Consider the following 20,410-nt stretch of genomic DNA (forward strand, 5'->3'; position numbering starts at 1 on the left):
GAACCGTTGCCCGCCCGAACCCTCGGGCAGCCGAGCGATCGGGCGGTGGACCGACACCGCACGACGCGAGGAGGGATCGGATGGACGCCACCGGACGAGGTGTCATCTGCGACTGGGCGGGTGTGCTCACCCCGCCGCTGACCGAGGGCATCCGCGCGTGGCTGCACGCCGACCGGATCGATCCGGACCACTACCAGGAGGTCATGCGCCCGTACTTCGACGGGAGCCTGGCCGACGCCAACCCGGTGCACGCGCTCGAACGCGGCGAGATCGACACCGGCGACTTCGAACGCGATCTCGCGCCCCTGCTGCGCCGCGTCGACGGACGCCCCCTCCGCGCGGAGGGGCTCATCCACCGCATGTTCTCCCGATTCCACCCGGTGCACGACATGTACGAGGCCCTGAGGCAGGTGCGCGGCGCGGGCACACCCACCGCGCTGCTGTCCAACTCGTGGGGCAACGGTTACCCCCGGGAGCACTTCGACTCCACCTTCGACGAGGTCGTGATCTCCGGCGAGGTGGGGATGCGCAAACCCGAGGAGCGCATCTACCTGCACACCTGTGAGCGCCTGGGTCTGCGCCCGCAGGACTGCGTGTTCATCGACGACCTCGAGCGCAACGTCCGCACCGCCGAGAGCCTGGGCATGACCGGGATCGTGCACACCGACACCGCCTCCACCCAGCGCGCCCTCGACCGGTTCCTGGCGGCCGAACCGGTGTGAGCGGCGCCGGAGGCGCTTCGGGGAGCGGGTCCCTGGCAGACTCGGAGGTCGTCCCCGTCACCGTCCCGGAGCAGCGCATGTACGTCTTCCTGCCCAGCACCGTCCCCGCCCTCGCGGCCGCACTCGCCGAGCGGCGCGTGGACGGTGCCCCGCTGACCGCCTTCACCGCCGACCCCGGGCCCGGCTCCGACACCGAGGAGGCCGAGTACGAGGCGATGTACGCGGCCGCCGAGGAGTCCCTGCGGCTCCTGCGGGAGGACCCCGACGCACCCCGCCGCCGTGTGGTGCTGGCCGCCGAGGTGCCCGACGACCTCGTCGAGCACGGGGGCCGCGCCGGACAGGACGCCGCGCGGGTGAGCATCACCGGGGCGGTCCCGTACAAGAAGTTCCGTTCGGCGCACGTTGACGACCCCGACGCCGCGGACGACATCGCCGCCGCCGTCGCCGAGCCCGGTTCCGAAGCGGCCGAGGAGCACGAGCTCATGTGGTTCGCGGTCCAGGAGCTGCGCCACCTGGTCGAGGAGGCCTGAGCCCGGAACCCCGGTCCCGAGCACGCGGTCCCGAGCATGCGCGCCCGGGCCGTGGGACCCGAGACGGGCGCGGCGCGCACCGTGGCCGGAACCGGACGATGCGCGGCATCCGTGAGCCTCCGGGCGGGGAGCGGGAACGAACCACGGCGATCCGCACGCCGGCCCCGCCCCCCGAGCTCAGGAGGACGTATGTCCACCCCCGCGCACACCGGCCGATCCGAATGCCCCTTCCGACTGCGCACCGACGGCACCGGGTTCCATGAAGAGGCCGCCCACCTCCGCACACGCGGGCCGGCGGTCCGCGTGGAACTCCCGGGAGGCGTCGTGGCCTGGGCCGTGACACGGCACGACCTGGTGAACCGGCTGCTCACCGACCCACGGATCTCGCGCGACCCCCGCAGGCACTGGCCCGACGGGGACGCCGTGGGCAGCGCCTGGCCGCTGGCCCGACTCGTCTTCCTCGACGCCTTCATCAACAAGTACGGCGAGGAGCACCGCGCCCTCCGTCGGCTCGTCACCCCGGCCTTCACCCCCGCCCGGGTCCGGCGCCTGGAGAGCACCGTGCGCGACCGCGCCCGCACGCTCGTGGCCGGCCTGGTGCGGACCGCCCCGGGGGAGAGCGCCGACGTGCGAGCCGAACTGTCCCGGCCCCTGACGACGTGGGTGATCTGCGAACTCTTCGGTGTCCCCACCGGCCTGCGCGAACGCCTGGGCCGAGCGGTGGACGCCGGGGTCGACACCACGCTCGGACCGGAGGAGGTCCTGGCGCAACAGCGGGCGCTCATGGAGTGCCTGGACGAGCTCGTCGACCACCACCTGAACGACCCGGGGGAGGACCTCACCGGCGACCTGGTCGCGCCCGAGTCCGGCGACCCGCTCCCGCGGGAGCAGCTCGTGGCCACCCTCGTCCTCATGATCGGCGCCGGGTTCGAGACCGCGGTCAACCTCATCACCAACGCGGTGCAGGCGTTGCTCGAACACCCCCGGCACCGCGACCGCCTCGTGAACGGCGAGCTGTCCGCCGAGGCGGTCGTCGAGGAGTCCCTCCGCCGCGATCCGCCCACCAAGTACGTGCCCCTGCGGTACGCGGTGGAGGACGTCTACCTCGGCGAGGGGATCACCATCGCGCAGGGCGAGCCCGTGCTGATCGCCTTCGGGGCCGTGGGCCGCGACCCGGACCTGCACCCGGAGGCCCCGGAAGCGTTCGATCCCGACCGCGGATCCAAGGAGCACGTCGCCTTCGGCCACGGCGCACACTTCTGTGTGGGTGCCCACCTCGCCCGGACCGAGGCGCGGGTGGCGCTGGAGGAACTCTTCGCCGCCCTGCCCCGCCTCACCCCCGACGACCAGGGGCGGAACCCAGAGCCGGTGCCCTCGCTCCTGGTCAACGGCCCGTCCGAACTCCCCGTGGTCCCGCATCCGACGGAAGGGGGCGGTGTGGACCTTCCGGCCGCAAAGCGGTAGGTATGGATCACCGCGTGCCCGCCCGTACGGCACAATAGGTGCGTCCGAAGCCCCGACAACCCCGAGGAGGCAGCCATCAGCCGCCTGGTGCTGTGGAACATCGACCTCACCCTCCTCGACGTCGGACAGGTCATGCGCGCCGCCTACGCGGAGGCCTTCGAGAAGGTCACGGGCGAGCCGCTGGTGTACCTGACCTCGGCGTCGGGGCGCACCGACTCCGAGATGTTCTTCGAGTTCTGCGCCCGCAACTACGTCGAGGCCGAGCCGGACGGCGACACCCTCGCGGAGTTCCTCACGACGCTGGAGGCCTCCTTCGCCGACCGCAAGGGCGAACTGCGTTCCAAGGGCCGTGCCATGCCAGGCGCGGCCGCCTCCCTCGCCGCGGTCGCGAACATGCCCGAGACCGTGCAGACGGTGGTCAGCGGCAGCACGCGCGCCAACGCCCGGGCCAAGCTCGAGGCCTTCGGGCTCGACGCCCACCTCGACCTGTCGATCGGCGGCTACGGCTCGGTCAACTACCCCAAGTCCAGTCTCATCCAGTCGATCCGGCTGCACGCCGCCGGCGAGGGCGTCCGGCCCTACGGCGAGAACGAGACGGTCTTCGTCACCGACTCCGCGTCGGACGTGCGCGCCGCGCTCATCGGCGGTGCCACCCCGGTCGCGGTGCTCAACGGCTCCACCACCGAGGGGCAGCTGAGGGACGCCGGGGTGCGCCACGTGCTGCCCGACCTGGGCGATCCCCGCGCGGTGATGACCGCGGTCGCACAGGCGAGCACCTGAGACCACCGCCCCCGGCATCCGAGACCCCGACGGCCCCTCCTGACCGCCCCCCACCGGCACCATCCGGTCCCACCGATCGGTAACCTCCATGTAACGGTGTTGGCCGTGTGCTGACGCCGCAGAGCCAGTAGCCTGGTTCGTGGAACGGGCCAGGAGCCCCCGGTTCCAGGGACACACGACAACGGTGTCGCGTGCCCCCGATCCGCCCGATCCACCGCCTGTGCACAGGCAGCACCCGACCCAGACCCCGAGACCGTGGTTCCGTGCGGCCCGTCGGCCTCACGTGCCATCACAATGCTTCACACGTGTTCACAGGTCATATGACCCGGTGTTCAGGCAAAGCTCGCGCGACGTTGCTCACAAAGGAGTGAGAGATCCCTATGTCCGGGCAATCCGATGCCTACCTCCAGAAACTGCTCAGTGACGCGGCCGCCGCGTGGTCCCCGGGTCCGGGGATCAGCGCCGAGGAGGCCGAGGAGGTCCGCCGCCTCCTTCCCCTCTACTACCGCCACACCGACCCCGACGACATCGCCGGGCGCAGCCCCGAGCAGCTCTGCGGGACCGCCGCACAGCACCGAGCGTTCGGCAGCACGCGCCAACCCGGCCGTGCCAAGGTGCGCATCTACACCCCCACACTCGAGGAGCACGGCTGGGACCAGCAGACCAGCGTCGTGGAGGTCGTCACCGACAACGCGCCCTTCCTGGTCTCCTCCGCCACGATGGCGCTGGACGCCTTCAGCGCCGGTGTGCGCCTGGTCGTCCACCCGCAGCTGACCGTCGCCCGCGGCGTCGAGGGCGAACTGCTCGCCGTCGACCCCCGCATCGGCGGTGACGGCCTGCTGCCCGTCGACGAGTCCTGGATGCACATCGAGATCGACCGGCAGTCCGACCCCGAGCGGATCAAGGAGATCACCCACCGCCTCGAGCAGGTCCTGGCCGACGTGCGCAACGTCGACGAGGACTCCGCGAAGATGAGCGACCGGGCGATCCGCGTCGCCGACGAGCTCGCCGCCTACCCCGACCGCCTCGTGGCCGGGGGAGTGGACCCGCGCGACGTCGGCGAGAGCGTCGACTTCCTGCGCTGGGTCGCCGGGCGCCACTTCACCTTCATGGGCTACCGCGAGTACGGCCTGGTCACCGACGAGAACGGCGACGACGTCCTGCGCCCCGAGCCCGGCACCGGGCTGGGCCTGCTGCGCATGGACTCCCCGGCCTCCACGAGCTTCGCCGCCCTGCCCCCGGAGATCCGCGCCAAGGCCCGCGAGCCCTACGTGCTCGTGCTCACCAAGGCCAACTCCCGCGCGACCGTCTACCGCCCCGAGTACCTCGACTACATCGGCGTGAAGAAGTTCGACGCCCAGGGCAACATCGTGGGCGAGCGCCGCTTCCTGGGGCTGTTCACCCCGCAGGCCACCAGCACCACCATCGGCCAGATCCCCATCCTGCGCCGCAAGCAGGCCGAGGTCCTGGCGCTGTCCGGGTTCGAGGCCGACAGCTACGACGGCCGCGACCTCATCGAACTGCTGGAGACCTTCCCGCGCGAGGAACTCCTGCAGATCCCGGTCAACGAGCTCTACAACATCGTGCGCGGGGTCCTGCGGCTGCGCGACCGCCGCGGCACGAAGCTGTTCATGCGCCGCGACCCCTACGGCGGGCGTTACATGTCCTGCTTCGTGTACATGCCGCGCGACGAGTACAGCACGCGTGTGCGCCTGGACATCCAGAGGGTCCTCGCCGAGGCCTTCGAGGGCGCAGGCATGGACCACAACGTGATGATCGGCAGCGCCCCGCTGGCCCGCCTCTACCTGGTCGCCCGCGCCGGCGAGCGCGGCACCCTGCCCGACATCGACCAGGTCGCGCTGGAGGAGAAGGTCCGCCGCGCCGCCCGGTCCTGGGACGCCGACCTCGACGACGCCCTCACCGACGCGTTCGGGCCGGCCCGCGCCACCGACTACAAGAAGCGCTACGGCTCCGGGATCACCGAGGCCTACAAGGTCGACAACGACCCCGTCACCGCCGCGCGCGACATCGGCGAGATCGAGAGCCTGCTCGCCCGCGCCGGCACCGACAACCACGGCGAGTTCTCCGCCAGCCTCTACCAGCCCGAGGGTTCCGAGCCCGGGACGTGGCGGTTCCGCCTCTACCGCATCGGCGAGCCCGTCACCCTGACGCGGGTGCTGCCGGTGCTGGAGGACCTCGGTGTCCAGGTCGACGACGAGTGGCCCTACGAGGTCACCGTCGAGGGCGTGGGCCGCGTGTGGGTCTACGACTTCGGCCTCGGCCCGATCGAGGGCTCCGACCTGCCCCCGGCACGACTGAAGAAGCTCTTCGAGGACGCCTTCGACGCCTCCTGGCGAGACCTGGGCGAGTCCGACCGCTTCAACGCCCTCGTGGTGCGCGGCGGCCTCGACTGGCGCCAGCTCACCGTGCTGCGCGCCTACGCCAAGTACCTGCGCCAGACCGGGTCGACGTTCACGCCCGACTACTTCGCCGACGTCCTGGTCGGCAACGTGGGCATCGCCGGCCTGCTCGTGGAGCTCTTCGAGGCCCGCTTCGACCCCGACCAGCCCGACGAGGGACGCACGGACCGCGCCGAGGCGATCACCGCCAAGATCGAGACCGAGCTGGACTCCGTGGCCAGCCTGGACCACGACCGGATCCTGCGCTCGTTCCTGTCGGCCATCGGCGCGACGCTGCGGACCAACCACTACCAGGGCCACCCGTACCTGGTGCTCAAGCTCGACCCGCAGGCCATCCCGGACCTGCCGCAGCCGCGGCCCCGGTTCGAGATCTACGTGTACTCCCCGCGGGTGGAGGGCGTGCACCTGCGCTTCGGCTCCGTCGCCCGCGGCGGCCTGCGCTGGTCCGACCGCTTCGAGGACTTCCGCACCGAGATCCTCGGCCTGGTCAAGGCCCAGATGGTGAAGAACTCGGTGATCGTGCCCAGCGGCGCCAAGGGCGGTTTCGTCTGCAAGCGCCTGCCGCAGGGCGGGGGCCGCGAGGAGGTCATGGCCGAGGTCGTGTCCTGCTACAAGCAGTTCATCAGCGGCCTGCTCGACGTGACCGACAACCTCGTCGACGGCACCACGGTGCACCCCGAGCGCACCGTCCTGCACGACGGTGACGACTCCTACCTGGTCGTGGCGGCCGACAAGGGCACCGCGACCTTCTCCGACACCGCCAACGAGATCTCCGTGCAGCGCGGGTTCTGGCTGGGTGACGCCTTCGCCTCCGGTGGTTCGGTCGGCTACGACCACAAGGCCATGGGCATCACCGCCCGGGGCGCGTGGGAGTCGGTCAAGTTCCACTTCCGCGAGATGGGCGTGGACACCCAGAGCGAGCCCTTCAGCGTGGTCGGCGTCGGCGACATGTCCGGCGACGTCTTCGGCAACGGCATGCTGCTGTCGAAGGAGATCAAGCTGGTGGCCGCCTTCGACCACCGCCACGTCTTCCTGGACCCGAACCCGGACCCGCACGCCTCGTGGACCGAGCGCGAGCGCATGTTCCGGCTCCCGCGCAGCACCTGGGAGGACTACGACACCTCCCTGATCTCCGAGGGCGGCGGCGTGCACCCGCGCACCGCGAAGTCGATCACGCTCACCCCGCAGGTCAAGGCGGTGCTGGGCATCGACGAGGAGATCGAGAAGGTCACCCCGGACGAGCTCATCCGGTACGCGCTCACCTCCCCGGTCGACCTGCTGTGGAACGGCGGCATCGGCACCTACGTCAAGGCCGCGGCCGAGACGCACGCCGATGTCGGCGACAAGGCCAACGACCAGGTCCGCGTCAACGGCGCCGACCTGCGCGCCAAGGTCGTCGGCGAGGGCGGGAACCTGGGTCTGACCCAGCCGGCCCGCATCGAGTTCGCCCGCCGCGGGGGCCGCGTCAACACCGACTTCATCGACAACTCCGCCGGTGTGGACACCTCCGACCACGAGGTCAACATCAAGATCATGCTCGACCGCGACGTGCGCGCGGGCGGCATGGACAAGGCCGAACGCGACCGCCTCTTCATCGACATGACCGACGAGGTCGGCGGTCTGGCCCTGGACAACAACTACGCGCAGAACAACCTGCTCGCGGCGGCCCGCAAGCAGGCCGGGTCGATGCTGCACGTGCACGGCCGGTACATGCGCCACCTGGAGCGCACCAAGGTCCTCAAGCGCAAGCTCGAGGACCTGCCCTCCGACAAGGCGATCGCCGAGCGCCGCGCCGCCGGCAAGGGTCTGACCAGCCCGGAGTTCTCCACGCTGGTCTCCTACACCAAGATCGACCTCAAGGAGCAGATCGGCCTGTCCGACCTGGCCGACGACCCCTACCTCGCGCAGACGCTGACGGACTACTTCCCGTCGCCGCTGCGGTCGGAGCGCTTCGCCGACGGCGTGGCCACGCACCCGCTGCGCAAGGAGATCATCGTCAACCAGGTGGTCAACCAGCTGGTGAACCGGTCCGGGATCACCTTCGCGTTCCGCCTCAACGAGGAGCTCGGCTCCAGCGCCGCCGACATCGCCCGTGCCTACCTGGTGGTCCAGGACGCGCTGGGGCTGCGCGGGTTCTGGGACGAGGTCGAGGCCCTGGACCACGACATCAGCGTCGACGCCCAGCTGACCCTGCTGCTGGAGACCCGCAAGCTCGCCGAGCGGGCCGCGCGCTGGCTCCTGCGGCACCGGTCGTTCCCGTTCGACATCCGCAGCGAGACCGCCTACTTCTCCGAGGGCATCGGCGAGGTGCTCCCGCACCTGGTGGGCCTGCTGCGGGGCCGCGACCGTGAGGGCTACGAGGAGCGCCGCGACCGCTACACCTCCATGGGTGTGCCGGCCGGACTGGCCGAGCGGGTGGCCGCGATGGTTCCGGCCTACTCCTCCCTGGACCTGGTGGAGATCGCACACCGCACCGGCCGTTCGCTGCAGCAGGTCGCCGAGCTCTACTTCGAGCTCGCCGACCGGCTCAACATCAGCTGGTGGCGTGAGCGCATCATCGACCTGCCGCGCGACGACCGCTGGGTCACCACGGCACGGGCGGCGCTGCGCGACGACCTGTACGCCGTGCACGCCGACCTGACCGCGCGGGTCCTGGAGTCCGGCGGGCCCGACGACTCGACCGCCGTCCTCATCGACCAGTGGTCGGCGCAGAACGAGGGCGAGATCGACCGGGCGGGCATCACCCTGTCGGAGATCCAGGAGAACGAGCGCTTCGACCTGGCCACCCTCTCGGTGGCACTGCGGTCGATCCGCGGCCTGGTCGGCTGAGCCGGCCGGGAGCACCGGAGAAACGAACACACGAGGGGCGCGCGGCACGGAGCCGCGCGCCCCTCGCGCGATCCCGGGCCGGAGGCGGTCCCCTCCCGGGTCCGGCCCGGGTTGCTGAGACGTCAGGGCGTGGCCGGTGGACGCCGGACGTCGCGAGCGGCGTCTCCAGTGGTGCAGCCGCAAGGCCGAGGAGGGAGTCGGCCGGGTGTGCCGTTGACTGACGAGAACGCAGCGAGGGTGCCGCTGGGGCGTCGCGCAGCAGTTCGAGTGTTCGCCGGTTACGCCCTAAACTGGCGGGGTGGCAGACATGGACCCAGCAGAGAAGATCAAGGAACTCGCGGCGACCCTGACGAGCGTGACCGCCGTCTTGGACATGGACGCGATGCAGACGCAGATCGCAGAGCTGCGCGAGCAGTCCGCCGACCCCGAACTGTGGTCGGACCAGGCCAACGCGCAGCGGGTGACGCGTCAGCTCTCCGCACTGGAGTCCATGGTCAACAAGGTCGAGGGCATCCGCCAGCGGCTCGACGACCTCGGGGTGCTCTACGAGCTCGCCGAGGCCGAGGACGACCCGGACACGCGCGGCGAGGCCGACCGTGAGCTCGAGCAGCTGCGCAAGGACATCGGCGAGCTCGAGGTGCGCACGCTCCTCAACGGCCCCTACGACGAACGCGAGGCCATCGTCAGCATCAACTCCCAGGCGGGCGGGATCGACGCCGCCGACTGGGCCCAGATGCTGCAGCGCATGTACCTGCGCTGGGCCGAGCGGCACGGGTACCCGACGGACGTCTACGAGACCTCGTACGCGGAGGAGGCGGGCATCAAGTCCACGTCCTTCCTGGTCAAGTCGCAGTTCGCCTACGGGACCCTGCGCGGGGAGCACGGGACGCACCGCCTGGTGCGCATCTCCCCGTTCGACAACCAGAACCGGCGCCAGACCTCGTTCGCGGGCGTCGACGTCGTTCCGGTGGTCGAGAAGAGCGACCACATCGAGATCGACGAGACCGAGCTGCGTGTGGACGTCTACCGTTCCAGCGGCCCCGGGGGACAGGGCGTGAACACCACCGACTCGGCGGTGCGCATCACCCACCTCCCGAGCGGCATCGTGGTCTCGTGCCAGAACGAGCGCTCGCAGCTGCAGAACAAGGCCACGGCGATGACGATGCTCCAGGCCAAGCTCCTGGCCCGCAAGCGCGAGCAGGAGCAGGCCGAGATCGACGAGATCCGCGGTGAGTCCTTCAGCAGCTGGGGCACGCAGATGCGCAACTACGTGCTGCACCCGTACCAGAACGTCAAGGACGTGCGGACAGGGATGGAGACCGGTAACACCACCGGTGTACTGGACGGCGAGATCGACGACTTCATCGACGCCGAGATCCGCTGGATGCGCAGCCGCGAGTCGGCCGACGACAACTGATCGACCCGGGCGTGTGCTCTCCCACATCAGGGGAGGGGGCACGCCCGGTGTCCGTCCGGGTGCCCGGGGTGCCCGCCCCGAGGTGACCTCGGCGGACGTGTCCGAATGGTGACGCGCGCGTCTCCGCGGTTTTACCGAAACTGCTATATGTGAACGTTATCATCGGTTGACGCCTCCGATATGCTCGTGGCTGTTGTCCGACGGTGTTCCACTACGAGGGGCGAGGGGCAGCCCTGGACAATCCGGGCTCTATCCCCCTCTACACTGTCGGTTGGCCACGTGGCCGGTACGATCCCGCGCGGAGCCTCGCTCCGGCGCGGGCACCCATACCTTCGAGAACCTTGTGATGCGCCTGTGATCCACTTCGACAACGTCACCAAGGTCTACACGACCCAGAAGCGCCCCGCGCTCGACGGCGTTTCCATTGACGTAGACAAGGGCGAGTTCGTATTCCTGGTCGGCCCGTCGGGCTCCGGCAAGTCGACCTTCCTCCGCCTGGTGCTCAAGGAGGAGAAGCCCGACAAGGGGCGCGTGCACGTCGCGGGCAAGGACCTCGCGCGCCTGTCCAACTGGAAGGTGCCGCACCTGCGCCGCCGTATCGGCTGCGTGTTCCAGGACTTCCGACTGCTGCCGAACAAGAACGTCTTCGAGAACGTCGCGTTCGCGCTCGAGGTCATCGGTAAGCCCCGCCGCTTCATCCGCAAGGTCGTGCCCGAGGTCGTCGAACTCGTCGGTCTCGAGGGCAAGGCCGGCCGGATGCCCCACGAGCTCTCCGGTGGTGAGCAGCAGCGCGTCGCGATCGCCCGCGCCTTCGTCAACCGCCCGCAGATCCTGCTGGCCGACGAGCCCACCGGCAACATCGACCCCGCGACCTCCATCGGCATCATGAAGGTGCTGGACCGAATCAACCGCACGGGCACGACCGTGGTCATGGCGACCCACGACGCCGCCATCGTCGACTCGATGCGCAAGCGCGTCATCGAGCTCGAGGAAGGGCTCGTCGTGCGTGACCAGACCCGCGGCGTCTACGGCCAGGCGTACTGACCCAGGGCACCCCGTACACGGGTGGCCCGGTACCGAGGAACGACGCGGCGAAGCCCCGAAGGACGGACCTTTAACAGACCATGCGAGCACAATTCGTTCTCTCCGAGACGTGGATCGGCCTGCGTCGAAACCTCACGATGACCGTCTCCGTCATCACGACGGTGGCGATCTCCCTCGCGCTCTTCGGTGCCGGTCTGCTGGTCAACCAGCAGGTCACCGAGATGCGCAACTACTGGGACCAGCGGATCACGCTGACGGTCTACATGTGCAACGACATCTCGCCGGCCCCGGCCTGCCAGGAGAACGGCCCGGCCACCGAAGAGGACCAGGACAACATGCGGTCCATCCTCGACGACCAGGCCGAGGTCGCCGACTACGAGTTCCTCTCCGAGGCAGAAGCGTGGCAGGACTTCCAGGAGCGTCTCGGCTCCACCAACGAGGCCCTGGCCGGCGCCGCCCAGGAGGGCGACATCCCGGAGAACTTCCGGGTGCAGCTGACCGATCCTGATCAGTACGACACCGTGCGCAACGCCGTCGAGGGTGCGTCGGGTGTCGACTCGGTCTCCGACGACCAGAGCGTGCTGGAACAGTTCTTCGGACTGTTGGACGGGCTCAAGTGGGCCGCCCTGGTGCTCGCGGGCGTCCAGTTGGCCGCGGCTGCGCTCCTGATCGGCAACACCATCCGTCTGTCGGCCTACAGCCGACGGCGGGAGACCGGGATCATGCGCCTCGTCGGTGCGTCGAACTTCTACATCCAGTTGCCGTTCCTGTTGGAAGGTGCCATCGCCGGTCTGATCGGTGGCATCATCGCCTCCGGGTTCATCGTCGCCACCAGGTTCACGCTCCTCACACAGATCGAGGGCTGGTTCCAGTTCGACGTGGCCCTGGGTACGGGCTCGCTGCTGTACGTGATCGGAATGTCGGTCATCCTCGGTGTGCTGCTGTGTACCATCACCTCGTTCCTCACCCTGCGGCGCTACCTCAAGATCTGACGATCGGGCGAGCACGCAGGGCATGATCCGGGGGGTCCAGCGATGGACCCCCCGACGCCATGAAGGGAGTTCGCGTGACGCGGGAGACCGGGCGCAAGCTCATCGCGCAGAACCGCCGTGCGCGGTTCGACTACCACATCGACGAGACCTACGAGGCGGGCATCGTCCTGACGGGAACCGAGGTCAAGTCGTTGCGGCAGGGCCGCGCCTCGCTGGTCGACGGGTTCGCGCACATCCACAACGGAGAGGTGTGGATGAACAACGTCCACATCCCCGAGTACTCACAGGGGACGTGGACCAACCACGCTTCACGCAGATCACGTAAGCTACTCCTGCACCGTGAGCAGATCTCCCGGTTGATCGGCAAGACCCGGGAGCCGGGCCGAACCCTGGTGCCCATGTCGCTCTACTTCAGCGACGGCAAGGCCAAGGTCGAGATCGCCCTCGCCCGCGGTAAGCGTGAGTACGACAAGCGCCATGCGATCGCCGAGCGCGAGGCCAAGCGAGACATCGAACGCGCTCTCCGCCGCCGCCGTTGAGGCGCCTGAAAGGAACACACAAGGTGTCCCCCCGTCCCCTGGGCCGCAGAGCCGCGGCCGCCGGAACCGGTCTGCTCGTCACACTGACCCTCGTGGCTTGCACGCCCCACCCCAGCGCGGAGGTGGCGGTCAGGTCCTTCCTGCTCGCGTGGCAGGACGGCGACTACGCGGAGGCCGCCCGTTACACCGACGGCGACGCCGCGGAGGTCGAATCGACCCTTGCGGACGTGCACGACCAACTCGACCTGGCCTCTCTCAGGTTCGACCTCGGCCCCATCTCCGAGGACGGCGAGAGCGCCACGGCCGAGTTCGAGGCCAACGCCGACCTCGGCATCGGCGACCCCACCTGGACCTACACCGGGGAGATGCCCCTGGAGTGGGGCCCCGACGGGTGGGAGATCTCCTGGTCGCCGAGCGTCATCCACCCCGAGATCAGCGAGGGCGAACGCCTCGCCGTCAGCTACCAGCTCCAGGACCGCGGCCAGATCCTCGACCGCGACGGCACCTCCCTCGTCACCCCCGACAGTGTCACCGCCTTCGGTGTGCTGCCCTCGGAGATGGACGACAAGGAAGAGGGCGTCGCCGAGCTGGCCGAACTCCTCGACGAGGACCCCGACCCGCTGCTGCAGCGCGTGCGGTCGGCACCGCCGGAGGAGTTCCAGCCGCTGGTGCTGCTGCGCGACAGCAACGTCGACGCGAACCTGCTGCGCCAGGCCTCCCAGATCGCGGGTGTGGACACCCAGGCGGTCGAGGTCAACATGACACCCGAGCTCGCGCCCTCCCTCGTGGGCGAGGTCGCCGGTACCTCCGAACACCGGGTCTCGGCGCGCGTTCCCGGCCCGTACCAGGCCGGCGACACCGTCGGGCTGAGCGGGCTGCAGAGCATCTTCCAGAACGAGCTCGCCGGGTCGGCCACCACCCAGGTCGTCGCGCTCGACGCCTCGGGCGAGGTCACCGACGTGCTCGAGTCCTGGGACGGCGAGCTCAGCGGCCAGATCGAGACCACCCTGGACTCGGACGTCCAGAGCGCCGCCGAGTCCGCCATGGACACCCTTCCGGGCAACGGCTACCTGGTCGCGGTCGACCCCTCGAACGGGGAGATCCTCGCCGCCGCCAACGACTCCGAGAGCGCCACGGACGACGGTGCGCTCAACGGGTCCTTCGCCCCCGGCCCGGTCTTCACACTCATCTCCACGGTGGCGGCGCTGGAATCGGGGGCGGTCACACGGGAGACCACCTCCGAGTGCGCGGCCGAGGCCGACGTCGGCGGACGAACGTTCGTCAACCCCAGCCAGGGGTACCTCGCCGGCGAACCCGACCTGGTGCGCAACCTCGCCTACGCCTGCACCGTCGCCTACGCGCAGTTCGCCGACCAGGTGGGCGCCGACAACATCGCCGACACCGCCGAGCGCTTCGGTATCGGCGCGGACTGGCAGCTGCCGCTGCCCTCCACCTCCGGTTCGGTCGACATCAACGACGAGGAGGCCGACGTGGCCTCCGCGATGATCGGCGAACACGGGATCGAGGTCAGCCCCCTGACGATGGCGCTCGCCGCTGCCGCGATCTCCGACGGCAACTGGCACGCGCCCACCCTCATCCAGGAGGAGGGCCCGGCCCCCGAGGAGACCTCGCCCTTCGACGAGGAACACCTCGAGGTGGTGCGCGAGGGTATGCGCGACGCCGTCGATCAGCGCATGATGCCCGAACTGGCGGTCGGCGGGCCCGATCTGCACGGACAGTGGTCGCGCGTCGAGGGCCAGGAGGTCTCCCACCACTGGTTCGTCGGCTACCAGGACGACGTCGCCTTCGCGCTGGTCGCCGAGGTGGACCCGTCCGTGTCGCTGTGGCAGCCCTACGCCGTCCAGGGCGCGCAGTCCTTCCTCGCCGAACTCGGATCGCCGGGCACGGAGGACCAGGGGCTGGAACCCGCCGGCGACCCCGCCGAGGCCGACCTCTCCGGCCCCGAATAAGGGCGACCCGGAACCGGACCCGAACCGGGCCCCCGACGGAGCAACCCGTCGGGGGCCCGCGTGCGTCTTCCCTGGTGAGTCGGGTTAGCGAACAGGGGTCTGCGCCCGATTCGTGGGGCAGGACCTCATCTCGGGGGAGGCCCTGCCGATATCCCGAGGCCGGTCCGACCCTGCCGGCCGCCCCCGTGGGCCGCGTCGACCGCCTCTGGAGTCCGCGCCCACGGGGGTTTCTCCTGCTTCGGGCACTGCGCACCCCCTGCCGGGAATGCACTTGGTGCCCGCGCCGTTGTAGCGGTAGAGTGGCGCACGTGAGCGCGCGCCGCTCACGTGTCGGTCGCCCCGCGGGGCGGCTTTGACAACTTCACAGGGGGTGATCGGTTTCGACTTCGGTGATTGTTCCGAGGGGAAGCGGGTCGAGGACTGCGTATGCCACCTCGTTAATCATGCATTCGCACTAAACACAAGTGCCGATTCCAAGCGCACTGAGTTCGCCCTCGCTGCCTAATCAGCGATAGCGACTCTGTCGGCCCGAGCTCGTCATCGGCTCAGGTACCGGCATCAGCCAGATGACTCACCGCCCGGATCATGTCACGGGACCGGGCGGGACATTCACGTGGCTGGGCCTGTCAGCGATGTGTGCGTTCAAGCGCTGAGGCCGAGCAGAACGACACTACGCACTGCACCCGGAGAAGCCCTGGTTCGATGCTGAAGGACGCGGGTTCGATTCCCGCCACCTCCACGCGATGGGCCCTGCTCGGCGGACTTCGTCCGCCTTCGCAGGGCCCATGTTCTTTTCGGGGGGACGACCCCCCGAACCCCCCGGTGTGCGCTCGCTGGCGCTCGCGCCCGGGGGGTTTGCTGTGTCCGGGGTGGTCAGACCCCCGGTGACACGTGACCCCCTGTGGCTGGGGCCCGTCGGACGGGCACCCCCCGGTGTGCGCTCGCTGGCGCTCGCGCCCGGGGGGTTTGCTGTGTCCGGGGTGGTCAGACCCCCGGTGACACGTGACCCCCTGTGGCTGGGGCCCGTCGGACGGGCACCCCCCGGTGTGCGCTCGCTGGCGCTCGCGCCCGGGGGGTTTGCTGTGTCCGGGGTGGTCAGACCCCCGGTGACACGTGACCCCCTGTGGCTGGGGCCCGTCGGACGGGCACCCCCCGGTGTGCGCTCGCTGGCGCTCGCGCCCGGGGGGTTTGCTGTGTCCGGGGTGGTCAGACCCCCGGTGACACGTGACCCCCTGTGGCTGGGGCCCGTCGGACGGGCACCCCCCGGTGTGCGCTCGCTGGCGCTCGCGCCCGGGGGGTTTGCTGTGTCCGGGGTGGTCAGACCCCCGGTGACACGTGACCCCCTGTGGCTGGGGCCCGTCGGACGGGCCGGGCAACCCCCTGTGGGATTGGTTCCGGGGCGCTCCCTGTGGCTGAGGTTCCTCGATAGGTCGGGGCACCCCGAAGGTTGCCGGAATGCTCTTCGTTCCCCCTGGACGTCCCTCAGGGCACCCCAAGGACGTTCCACGTGTGGACCGCCTCGAGCGTTCCGAGCCATGTACCCCCAGTAGACCTGCGTGCGTTGAGCGTGACGGAGCGGTCCTGGCGCGGACGTGTGCTTGAGGTCGTGCGTCTTTGGGCGGGCGTCCTGGGGGGTCATGACGCACCGGGTTCTGAGTTTCCGTAAACCTCCGCGACCATCTCGGCCAGGCTCACCGCCGGGCCACCCGGGCCACCCGGGTCGCTCGCGATCGTCCGGTCGGCCTGGATTGCCAGACACTCGTCGAGCGCGTCCTCCAGAGCCTCGAACTCATCGAAGGGGACGACGGCTGCGGCCGGTGCACCCGCCGCGCATGATGACGGTCGGCTCACCCCGCTGAGCTCGTGTGATCAGGGTCCGAAGATGGGCATTCTCGATGTCCACGTTCATGGGCGGTTCCGTAGTGCGTTGCTCAGGTGGGCATGGGCCTCGACCAGGGACGGGCCGTACCAGGTGAGGTCACGGCCGGAGACCAGGGCCGACGGGACGGAGAAGGCCTCGGGGCCGTCGTCCGGGCCGAAGGCGTAGGGCTCGTCCGGCAGGACGGCGAGGTCCGGCGCGAGGTCGTCCGGTGGGGCCGCGGGGTAGCGGCCCTCCAGGCCCGCGCACACGTTGACCGCGCCCAGGCGCGCGAGCACGTCGTGCGCGAAGGTGTCTGCGCCGACGAACATCCACGGGTCACGCCAGATCGGCACGGCCACCCGAGGGCCGTCGGGCGGGGGCGTGGACCACAGGCGTTCGGCCTCGGGCAGCCAGTCCGGGACGGGCAGCCCGCACACGTGCAGGAGGCGGCGCAGGGACACGAAGGCGTCCGGCACGGTGCGGATGTCGGTCACCCAGACGGGGATCCCCGCCTCGCGCAGCGTCTCCACGTGCCGCCGCCGGTTCTCCTCGCGGTTGGCGACGACCAGGTCGGGCGCGAGCTCGACGATGCGTGACACGTGCGGGTTCTTGGTGCCGCGCACCCGTTCCACGTCCAGGCCGGCCGGGTGGGTGCACCACACCGTCGCGGCGGTCAGCAGGCCAGGGGAGCTGTGGGCCAGGGTCTCGGTCAGGGAAGGCACCAGGGAGACCACGCGGGCCGGGGGAGTGTCCAGTCGGACCGGGTGCCCCAGGTCGTCCTCAAGGATGGTCATGGTGGACCAGGATCTCCGACAGGGTCCTGGAAGCTTGTACCGGGGGGAAACTCTCGCGTTCCGGGCTGGTCAGGTCGTGCGTGGAGAGGGCCTCCACGACGTCTCCGGGGTCACCGAGAAGAACTGTTTCGTCACTCATGGGAGCCGAGCGTACAGGTTCCGGGCCGGGCCGGGGCGGCGTCCGGCCGGACGCCGCCCCCACCGGCGCACGGACGGGTGGGTCCTACTGTTCGGTCACCCCGACCAGCCACGCGACCTTGTGCGCCGTGACGCCGAGGCTCCCGCTGCTGCCCAGGTAGACGCCGAAGGAGGCGATGAACGCGTAGTCGTGTTCGCGTCGTTCGCAGGTCACGTCCTCCACGGCGTACCTGTTGGCCGGGTTGCTCACACGCAGGTAGGGCGGGTCGGCGTCGACGACGTCGGTCTCGACGCCGTAGCCGGACAACTCGGTGGCGAGCTTGCCGAGGTGTCCGCTCTCCTCGGAGGGCACCCGGGTCGGCTGCTCGTCCTTCGCCTGTCTCGACTGGGCCATGGCAGATCCTTTCGTGTCGAGCATGGTGCTTTCCTCGATGCCCTGGCGCCATTGTCGCCCACTGTTAAGTTACTGATACGTACCGTGCCTACGACACGCCGCTACCCGACGAACGCCCCGCGATGCACCACCTCGGCGACCGCGAGCCCTTCGTCCAACACCACCAGGTCCGCCGGTGCGCCCGGCTCGACCCGGCCGACGCCCGGGAGCCCCACGGCCGCCGCGGGCACGGACGAGGCCGAACGCACGGCGTCCGGAACCGTCATCCCGAGGTGATCCACCGCGTTGCGCACCGCCTGGGGCAGCACGATGGTGCTCGAGGCGATCGACCCGGTCTCCACCACCCGCGCCTCACCGCCGCTCACCCGCACCCGCAGGCCGCCCAGGGTGTACTCGCCGTCGCCCAGCCCCGTCGCGTTCATCGCGTCGGTCACCAGGGACAGCCGCCCCGGGCCCACCGCGTCGAGCACCACCTGCGCCGCACCGGGGTGGACGTGCACCAGGTCCAGGATCAGCTCCACCGACACGCGCCCGTCGCCCAGCGCGGCCGCGATCGGCCCCGGGTCCCTGTGCCCCAGCGGGCGCATCGCGTTGTACAGGTGCGTGGCCACAGTGGCGCCCGCGTCGAAGGCGGCCACGGTCTCCTCGTAGGTCGCCTCGGTGTGGCCGACCGCCGGCACCACACCGGACGACGCCGCCGCCCGGATCAGCTCCAGCGCCCCCGGCAGTTCGGGCGCCACCGTGATCATGCGGACGTGTCCGCGTCCGGCCTCCAACCACCGGTCGAACTCGGCCGTGTCCGGGTCCCGCAACAGCTCGGGGTCGTGCGCACCGCACCGCTGCCGGGCGATGAAGGGCCCCTCCAGGTAGATCCCGGCCAGCTCGCCCTCGTCGCACAGGTCGGCCAGCACCGACACCTGGTGCAGGGTGTCCTCCGGGGAGGCCGCGACCAGGCCGCCCACCATCGAGGTCACGCCCTGCGAACGGTTGAAAGCCGTGACCGCACGGGCGCCCTCGGGGTCGGCGTCGGGGAACCCGTGCCCCGCGCCGCCGTGCACGTGGGTGTCGACCAGGCCCGGCGCCACCCAGCGCCCGCCCGCGTCGTGCACGGCGCCCCGGGGCGGTTCACCGGTGCCCAGCTCGGCGACGCGTCCGTTCTCCAGGTGCACCCAGCCCTCGTGCACCCCCTCGGGTGTGACGGTCCGGGTGTCGGTCAGGGTGAGCGGGGTGGGGCTCATGGGCGGTCCTGCTTCCTTCGTGTCGGGGTGTCCGCTGTCCGTACGAGTGTGGTGTGTTGCAAATTACATCGGGGTGAACGGAGCGTCGTCCGACGGCCCCGCCGAGCCCGTCGTGCCCTCCGGAACAGGGCAATCCCGCTCCCCGAGACATCCGTCCGCGCTCTGGACCGGCCCCGGGAGGGGTCCGCGGGGGTCCACAGGGCAGGGACCGTGCATTGACGCCGACACCCGCAGCGCTCCATCATGGAGGCATGTCCGCCGGTGAGCTGCTTGTCCAGCGCCTGCACGTCGATCTCCGACAGCAGGCGAGCGCGCTCTGTCGTAGCTAGCGCCTTCGCGGGGTCCACCCCGCGCCACGGGTTCGGCCCGTGCCCTCCGCAGACACCGGACGCTCATCCCCTTCTGGGTCAGGAGCCCGATTCGATTCGGGCCCCGGGAGCGCCCTGTCGGCCGACACCACCCCCTTCTCTTTCCGTGGACGACGAGGTCCGCACCTGTGTCGAGCCGAGGATCGATGCCTTCTCCGGTGTCACACGACGGCCCACCGCCGCCAGGCGGAGCGGCCCGATCCCGTTCCACCCCCGAGGTTCCTTCCGGTCGATTCCGGCTCGTTCTTGACCGAACCCAGGAGTTACGCATGACCCGCTTCACCGTGCTCGTCGCCGACCCCCAGCCCACTTCCGCCGTCCACGACGCCGCCCTGTGCGCAGCCGACGAGATCGGCACCCGTGCCGGCGTCCGCGACACCCCCGAGGTCATCGACCTCGCCGGCCTCGGCGCCGACCTGCTCGCCGAGACCTCGCCCGCCCTGGAAGCCGCCCTGGAGCGCGTCGCCGACAGCGACGTCCTTCTGGTCGCCTCGCCCCAGGCCCACGGCACCTACACCGGCCTGCTCAAGGTCTTCCTCGACCGCCTGCCCGAGCTCGGACTGGGCCACGCGGTCGCCGTCCCGATGACCGTCGTCGACGACCTGCGCAACAGCCGCGGCATCGAGGAGGACCTCCGGGTGCTCCTGGCCGACCTGGGCGCCTGGGTCGCCGAGCCCGGCCTGGTCCTGGTCGGCGGCGAGACCGCCGGCCCCGACCATGTGGTGCGGGCCTGGGCCGACGTCGCCGCCCCCGGGCTGCGCGACGCGGTCTCCGTCGCGGTCTGAGGAACGCAACGAAACACCGGGCCCCGGTGGGCACAGCTTGGGTTCTAGCGGTGGTCGCAACACCCTGACTTTCAGGAGGTTGCGACCACCGTGTCGTTGTCCAAGGAAGAACGGGACCGCCTCAG

The 20,410-nt window shown here is 70.3% G+C and carries 15 protein-coding genes and 1 other RNA gene; 12 read left to right on the plus strand and 4 right to left on the minus strand.

Annotation, left to right across the window (positions count from 1 at the left end):
* Positions 1-80: 80 nt before the first annotated feature.
* The 11 genes from IDM40_RS14235 to ssrA all read left to right on the plus strand — a co-directional run bounded on the left by IDM40_RS14235 (position 81) and on the right by ssrA (position 15,449).
* The gene (locus IDM40_RS14235) at positions 81-722 is read left to right on the plus strand and encodes an HAD family hydrolase (RefSeq protein WP_193122475.1); all 642 of its coding nucleotides are present in this window, start codon (positions 81-83) and stop codon (positions 720-722) included.
* A gap of 77 nt (positions 723-799) precedes the next feature.
* A complete protein-coding gene (locus tag IDM40_RS14240) occupies positions 800-1,252 on the plus strand; it encodes a DUF6912 family protein (RefSeq protein ID WP_193122561.1) in 453 nt (150 codons plus the stop codon).
* Between the two features lie 189 nt (positions 1,253-1,441).
* Entirely contained in the window at positions 1,442-2,716 is a 1,275-nt protein-coding gene (locus tag IDM40_RS14245; RefSeq protein WP_193122476.1) for a cytochrome P450 family protein, read from the plus strand.
* A gap of 87 nt (positions 2,717-2,803) precedes the next feature.
* Positions 2,804-3,496, plus strand: coding sequence for an HAD family hydrolase (locus IDM40_RS14250; protein ID WP_193122477.1), 693 nt, complete (start codon positions 2,804-2,806; stop codon positions 3,494-3,496).
* A 380-nt stretch (positions 3,497-3,876) separates the two neighbouring features.
* Positions 3,877-8,745: an NAD-glutamate dehydrogenase gene (locus tag IDM40_RS14255; protein WP_193122478.1), complete on the plus strand. Its 4,869-nt coding sequence runs from the start codon at positions 3,877-3,879 to the stop codon at positions 8,743-8,745.
* A gap of 307 nt (positions 8,746-9,052) precedes the next feature.
* The gene (gene prfB / locus IDM40_RS14260; protein WP_193122479.1) at positions 9,053-10,162 is read left to right on the plus strand and encodes a peptide chain release factor 2; all 1,110 of its coding nucleotides are present in this window, start codon (positions 9,053-9,055) and stop codon (positions 10,160-10,162) included.
* Positions 10,163-10,516: 354 nt separating this feature from the next.
* Positions 10,517-11,206, plus strand: coding sequence for a cell division ATP-binding protein FtsE (gene ftsE / locus IDM40_RS14265; RefSeq protein WP_193122480.1), 690 nt, complete (start codon positions 10,517-10,519; stop codon positions 11,204-11,206).
* A gap of 80 nt (positions 11,207-11,286) precedes the next feature.
* A complete protein-coding gene (gene ftsX, locus IDM40_RS14270; RefSeq protein WP_216630782.1) occupies positions 11,287-12,198 on the plus strand; it encodes a permease-like cell division protein FtsX in 912 nt (303 codons plus the stop codon).
* Positions 12,199-12,257: 59 nt separating this feature from the next.
* Positions 12,258-12,737: an SsrA-binding protein SmpB gene (gene smpB / locus IDM40_RS14275; protein WP_193122481.1), complete on the plus strand. Its 480-nt coding sequence runs from the start codon at positions 12,258-12,260 to the stop codon at positions 12,735-12,737.
* A 23-nt stretch (positions 12,738-12,760) separates the two neighbouring features.
* Entirely contained in the window at positions 12,761-14,707 is a 1,947-nt protein-coding gene (locus IDM40_RS14280) for a penicillin-binding transpeptidase domain-containing protein (RefSeq protein ID WP_193122482.1), read from the plus strand.
* Positions 14,708-15,073: 366 nt separating this feature from the next.
* Positions 15,074-15,449: a transfer-messenger RNA gene (gene ssrA / locus IDM40_RS14285) on the plus strand.
* Positions 15,450-16,612: 1,163 nt separating this feature from the next.
* Here ssrA and IDM40_RS14290 read toward each other — a convergent pair.
* From IDM40_RS14290 to nagA, 4 genes are all read right to left on the minus strand, one after another.
* Complete coding sequence (locus tag IDM40_RS14290) at positions 16,613-17,362, minus strand: helical backbone metal receptor (protein WP_193122483.1); 750 nt, start codon at positions 17,360-17,362, stop codon at positions 16,613-16,615.
* Positions 17,349-17,501 (minus strand): hypothetical protein, encoded by a 153-nt coding sequence (locus IDM40_RS14295; protein WP_193122484.1) that lies wholly within the window; start codon positions 17,499-17,501, stop codon positions 17,349-17,351. Before IDM40_RS14295 ends, IDM40_RS14290 begins: the two co-directional genes overlap by 14 nt.
* Before the next feature lie 84 nt (positions 17,502-17,585).
* The gene (locus IDM40_RS14300) at positions 17,586-17,894 is read right to left on the minus strand and encodes a hypothetical protein (protein WP_193122485.1); all 309 of its coding nucleotides are present in this window, start codon (positions 17,892-17,894) and stop codon (positions 17,586-17,588) included.
* Positions 17,895-17,995: 101 nt separating this feature from the next.
* The gene (gene nagA / locus IDM40_RS14305) at positions 17,996-19,132 is read right to left on the minus strand and encodes an N-acetylglucosamine-6-phosphate deacetylase (protein WP_193122486.1); all 1,137 of its coding nucleotides are present in this window, start codon (positions 19,130-19,132) and stop codon (positions 17,996-17,998) included.
* Between the two features lie 637 nt (positions 19,133-19,769).
* On the opposite strand from nagA, the gene IDM40_RS14310 reads away from it, so the two are divergent.
* Positions 19,770-20,285, plus strand: a complete 516-nt coding sequence (locus IDM40_RS14310; protein WP_193122487.1) for an NADPH-dependent FMN reductase — start codon at positions 19,770-19,772, stop codon at positions 20,283-20,285.
* Positions 20,286-20,410: the final 125 nt, after the last annotated feature.

This window comes from Nocardiopsis coralli (genome assembly GCF_014892575.1).
GTDB lineage: Bacteria > Actinomycetota > Actinomycetes > Streptosporangiales > Streptosporangiaceae > Nocardiopsis > Nocardiopsis coralli.